The 5,904-nt window shown below is 38.8% G+C and carries 4 protein-coding genes; all 4 read right to left on the bottom strand.

All coding sequences use genetic code 11. From position 1 onward, the window contains the following. Positions 1 to 209 precede the first annotated feature (209 nt). The gene (locus E1140_RS02360; RefSeq protein ID WP_155178642.1) at positions 210 to 1,535 is read right to left on the bottom strand and encodes a YihY/virulence factor BrkB family protein; all 1,326 of its coding nucleotides are present in this window, start codon (positions 1,533 to 1,535) and stop codon (positions 210 to 212) included. Between the two features lie 340 nt (positions 1,536 to 1,875). After that, entirely contained in the window at positions 1,876 to 2,832 is a 957-nt protein-coding gene (locus tag E1140_RS02365; protein WP_155178644.1) for a hypothetical protein, read from the bottom strand. A gap of 11 nt (positions 2,833 to 2,843) precedes the next feature. Then, entirely contained in the window at positions 2,844 to 4,565 is a 1,722-nt protein-coding gene (locus E1140_RS02370; RefSeq protein ID WP_155178646.1) for a SusD/RagB family nutrient-binding outer membrane lipoprotein, read from the bottom strand. A gap of 12 nt (positions 4,566 to 4,577) precedes the next feature. Next, a partial coding sequence (locus E1140_RS02375; protein WP_155178648.1) for a TonB-dependent receptor domain-containing protein occupies positions 4,578 to 5,904 on the bottom strand: 1,327 nt, incomplete at its 5' end.

Below are 5,904 nucleotides of genomic sequence, written 5' to 3' on the forward strand. Positions count from 1 at the left end.
TCAGTAATACACAAAGATGATATGATGTGGTAGATTATTCAATTTTACAAAAAATAAAAAGACGGTTTATAAAGGCAAAGTAATCAAACATTGAAATTGAATTAATCCATATTTCACTTCATAGTCACTCAAAAATTTTAGCTTATAATCATGGAATCTGGTTTGAATCGAAATGTATCCACAAGGCTCATAAATTATTTCCTCACTGATTAAATCCCCTTTATCAGCTTATTAACTTTAGACTTACCTAATAACTCATCAAGTTCTTTCAGAATACTATCTGCTTCTTGCACAGGTTTTAATTTTTCTCCTTCCTCATCTTTTCCATACCCTTCGTATTTAGATAGCACATATTGCACGGTTATTAAATCGGTATCCACATGAGGCTGGTAAGCTTCAATTTCCTTTTTGTTGATAGTAATTGACACTACGCCACAATCCACTAATGCTTCTAACACCTCCTGCAGCAACTGAGCCGGAACCTTAATCTGATCGTTAATGCCTTTTAAAGTCAGAGGAGTTTTGCCGTCCTTAAAATTATTGACTATTACGAGACTGGCTGCCAAAGCCACTTTTTTCTTAAACCTAAGACTAAAACCTTCAGCCTTTATGTTACTCTCATAGTTATCAATATTTTGAATGGAATAAGAAATCTCTGAGCCAAATAAAACAATCATCCAGCTGGTTTGTAACCATATGAGAAATAATGGCAAAGCAGCAAAACTACCATAGATAGCATTGTATCTTGACACCCCTACCCCAAACTGAAAAAGTAAAATTTGAAAAAGCTGAAAAAGCGTTCCCGCAATGACCCCACCTATTATAGCCGACTTGGTATTGACGGTAGTATTAGGCATAATGATATAAAGCAACGTAAACAACAGCCAGTACAAGGTAAACGGAAGAATTTTCAAAGCCGGTAAAATAATACCCTTAAACCACCCCAAAAGCTGTATCTGGTTTGTTAACTCTGTAATTTGGCTCGCAACATAGGTGGTTATACCATTGGCCAAAATAATAAGTATAAAACCAAAAATCATCACAGTAATGTAATCTGTCAACATTCTTGTTAATGATCTGGCCTTATGCACATACCAGATGTCATTAAATGACTCTTCTATGTTGTTGAGAAGTTTCATGACAGAATAAAATAGGAAGACAACACCTATACCTGCTACTAGTCCACCACTGGTAGAGTCAAGTAGGTTTTGTGCAAATCCAAGGCTTTGATTAAAAACCTCCTCCTGGCCCTGAAAATTATTTGCCAGTTGCTTTTCAAGAACTTTATCTAGCCCGAAACCTTTGGCAAGTGCAAAAGCAATGGCTATAATGGGTACAAATGATAGTAATGAAAAATAGGTGAGCGCTGAAGCTCTCAAGGCTATTTTATCCTCTTGCACTCCTTTTGCCGCAAGAATTATGACCTTAATAAACTTATAAAAGACTCGCTGACGAGCGGATATCTTCTTAAAATCTACTTCCCAGATTCCAACTTTGAAGAAGTGAATAACCCTTTTTATAATGCCATCTTTCATTTTCTTATACCAATAAGTGGTCAAACTACATTGAAAAGTAGCAAAACCAATTGGTAATCGAAAGCTATAGTCTTTACTTAATAAGGAGAGAAGATTCAATTGCAAGACTTATCCCATTTCGATGCTAGATTATACTACCATCTCCATCTTAGAGTTTGCGCTTTTTAACAATCTATTCGAGGAATTTGCAATATTCATATTAATGAATTCTACCTAGTTACTTATCTACATTCTAATATAAAATGAAGCTGATAAGACTGTAATTTTCAAACCCGGCAATCAGGTTAATAAAAAAGGCGCAGATTAAATCTGCGCCCTCAAACTAAATTATTATTTATTATTATTCATTCTCTTTGCATAAATCCAAGGTCAAGATACCTGCAGGAGGCGAAGGGCCATACTTCGCAATTACATTACCTTTTTCGGTTGTAACCGAAAATGTAACCTCTGAATCCCAGGCCCCCGAAATATACTCAAACTGTACGCTTGTTGCACCGTCTGGAACTACAACGTCATAAGCTGCCGCACTTCCCTGAGCACTAGAAATAGTATACTCGGTTGAGACACCATCAACAATAACTGCCAATGCACCACCATTCCAACCATCTCCATAAGAATCCGCCATAGCTAGGCTATATGTTTGTGATGGATCAGCGATTACCTGTCCACATTCCACAATCCAGCTTAACTGGCAATTAGAGCCTGGAACATCACTACAAACACTTGGAGACCATGCTTCGAAAATTCTGCCATCAGCACCAGTCAGTGACCATGTTAGTATAAAACTATCCCCATCAATGAATGGCTGTGTGCTAGTATTTCTAGTTGGTTTGTCTGGGTTAGAAAATACTGAAATAGTATTTCCGTCAACACCATCATCATAGTCATAAGTGGCACCAGAAAAAACAGCGAACAAATCATCTTGTGTCAATGTGAAGCTAATATCTTCTCTATTGCCTGCTAAAGACTCAGTAGAATACACAAGCTCTTTACCATGGTTAGCTAGCGCAGCGTCACCATTTACATTTACATAGCTTTCGTTCCATGTTACATAGAAACGGGCACTTACTATTGTATTGGCACCGTCAACCGAAATCCATCTCCAATCAAAATCTAACTCCGTAGACTTATCTCCTCTGATAAAATTAGTAGCTGAACCATCTGAAAACTGTCCAAATGAGTTTACACCTGTTTCCCAGGTTGGATTATTGATCTCCAACAGATCTTCATCCTGACACGATATTGTTATTGTAATCAACAACAATAGTGTTATATATAATTTACTAAATCTTTTCATCTCTTATTCTTTTAGAATTGAAACTTAACAACATCCCAGAAGACAGCGTCACTTGGGCTGTCGAACACTACCGTAGGCGTACTTGAATTCAAATTCAACTCTGCCTGAGCATAAGGAAGTCTTAGAGCAAACTGTCTTGGTCGTTGCAATGGAGTTTGAAGCCCCGTTGGGTATCCTGTCCTTCTAAAGGCATTATAAATCTCATACCCATTTCCTAAACTGGAAAACCAAAGCTGCTTCATCATGTACTGTAGCTTTTGCCCTTCACTACCCCCAGCAGGATAAGCATCAACTATCTCATCAACATATTCATCAAAACCGGTATAGGTAATAGGATAATCCCATGCAGTAACATCATCACTGGCAGCAGGGTCCGCTGCCGTTCCTACAGCTATCACCTTATCCATTTGAGCTGACAAGGCTGCTTCTAATAACTCAGTATCAGACATACCTGTATTTACACCTAGTCTAACCTGAGCCTCCAATAAGTAGAAATAGGTCATCCATGAAGTTATCATAGGAAAAATACCATCTCCTCTCCCTTTATTTCCTCCACCTTTTTCTGCAACATCATCAAACAAACCTGCTCCCGGGTAAGCTCCAGGTATTGTTCTAATTGGATTGTCATTTGGAATACCCGATGGATCAGACCTGTCACGACCAAAGAAACCTGCTAAATAAGCTTCCTGATCAGCTGTCATACTACCCGGGTCAACTCCATATACCCGCTGTGTCATGGCCGGATTAGTTACATAATAGCCATAGATGCAATCGGTTCTTTGAGAACAAGGGATAGTTTGTTTATCTGTAGGGTCATTAATATCTAAGACCTCATCAGTTTGTCTCTTGAAATAGAAAGGTACTCTAGGATCTCTATTTTCAAGCATCTCAATCATAAACTGAGAACCAAAATAAGAATAGCCAGCCTCTCCACCTGCATAACCTGCTTGGTACATTGGGTGTCTATTGTCTGGATTCTGTAGGCTGCCGAATTTGAAGAGAAAATCGTCACCACTACTTGTAATTAAATCAACATCAGCATCATCAATCAAAGCTTGAATCTGAGTGGCCATACCACTCTCGTCTAAAGCACTTTTATGGAGTAATAATCTCAACTTCAACGTATGTGCTGCTTTCGTCCATTTCGAGACGCTACCATTATAGATCAAGTCACCTGTCACAGCAACAGCACTATTCAATTGAAAATTTTCAACAGCCTTATCGCACAATGCAATTAGATCTTCGTAGATCACTGCATCATCATCATAACCAGGGTTTTTCTCTCCAATATCACCCTTAAAGGCCGTGAAATAGGGCAAATCCCCCCACATGTCAACCATTATGCTGAAATAATAAGCCTTCATTACCTGAGCCACACCCAAATAATGAGGGTTATTACCTGACTCTTCAGCGGAAATGATAATCCTATCCAAATCAACCAATGGGTTTGAGTAAAGAAAATTCCAGGTACCATTCCATGAGCCATTATTCATATTAAACCCATCAAATGAGGTGTTAATAGCCATAAAACCCATAGTGGCGTTATTTAATCCCCCTGCAAAAGTTGTAATACCATTTAACTGCACATTGGCCAGTAATAAATCAGGTGATGCCTCTGTTGGGTTATTAGGATCCTGATTTATATCTAAGTCGAAGATGTCACAAGATGTTACAGAAAATAACATTATGAAAGACATCGCACTAGCGACTACTTTGTTCTTTATATTTTTCATAATTATTTCTGATTAAAAGGTTAGTGATAAGTTCACGCCATATCTCCTTGTAGTTGGAGCGCTACCATACTCAAAGCCCTGAACATTAGAATCAGGTGCCTCACCCAATACTTCAGGGTCAAGGTTAAGACCTTCCAAAATATTTGGTGCGTTAAACCATAGATTACGCCCTGATATTGAAATAGAAGCAGATCCAAAAGGAGTCTTTTCAAGTATAGACTTTGGAAGGCTATAACCTAAGCTGATTTCTCTCAGTCTGATAACAGTTCCATCATAGATATTCACTTCACTCTGACCATATGCTCCCCAGCCATTAGAGAAGTGAGAATCGAATGCAGAAATACCTACTGTGTTCTGAATCTTGTTATCATTTTCATCAAGAAGAGGCTCAAACGTTTGAGTATCACCTAGCACACCTGGCACCACACGAATAGCTTCTCTATCTTCAGAGATTTTTAGCTGACCTCTCAACAACAATGATGCTGCTGTAAACGAGTAGAAATCTCCACCTTGCTTCCAATCAACCAAAGCTCTCAACGTTATACCTTTGAATGTGAATGTATTTGTCCAGCCTAACGTAAAGTCAGGGTTAGGATCACCAACTATATCAGAGGTTGGTAAGGCAAAAGGAAGGCCGCTTCGAGGGTCAATTAAAAGGTTGCCTTCATCATCCCTGGCATTCTTAGAACCAAATATCTGACCGTATGGAGCGCCATTTCTGAAAATAGTACCTAATGTACTTCCAGGGCCACCCAATAACAGTTCTTTTGTTGGGCCTGCATCTATAACCTCAGATTTGATTTTGGTAAATGCGAAGTAAGAATTCCATGCAAAACCGTTATTCAACTTAACTGGTGTTAGGTCTAATCCTATCTCCCACCCTTTGTTATTCAATTCTCCAACGTTAACAACTTCGTCAACATATCCAGTAGATCTTGCTAAATCAGCGTTTAAAATAAGGTCAGTAGAGGTTCTGTTAAAATAGGTCACATCTACTCCTATTCTGCTATTCAAGAACTGCGCTTCGAAACCTGCCTCATACTCTGAAGTGAACTCAGGCTTCAAATCAGGATTACCCAATCTGTTACCTAGGGAAGCTCTATTTACAGGAGCTCCTCCGGCAGGGGTAAAAGGTACTGCAATACCATAAACAACACCTGTTCTATATGGATCAGCATCATTACCTACTTTAGCAGCAGCAACTCTGGCCTTCAAAAAATTGACAAACAATGGCAAGTCAACCATATCACTGACTACTGCAGATAAACTTGCAGATGGGTAGAAGTAACTATTGTTACCTTGCGGTAACGTAGATGACCAGTCATTTCTTCCTGTTAAT

The organism is Fulvivirga lutimaris (assembly GCF_009711525.1).
GTDB classification, from domain to species: domain Bacteria; phylum Bacteroidota; class Bacteroidia; order Cytophagales; family Cyclobacteriaceae; genus Fulvivirga; species Fulvivirga lutimaris.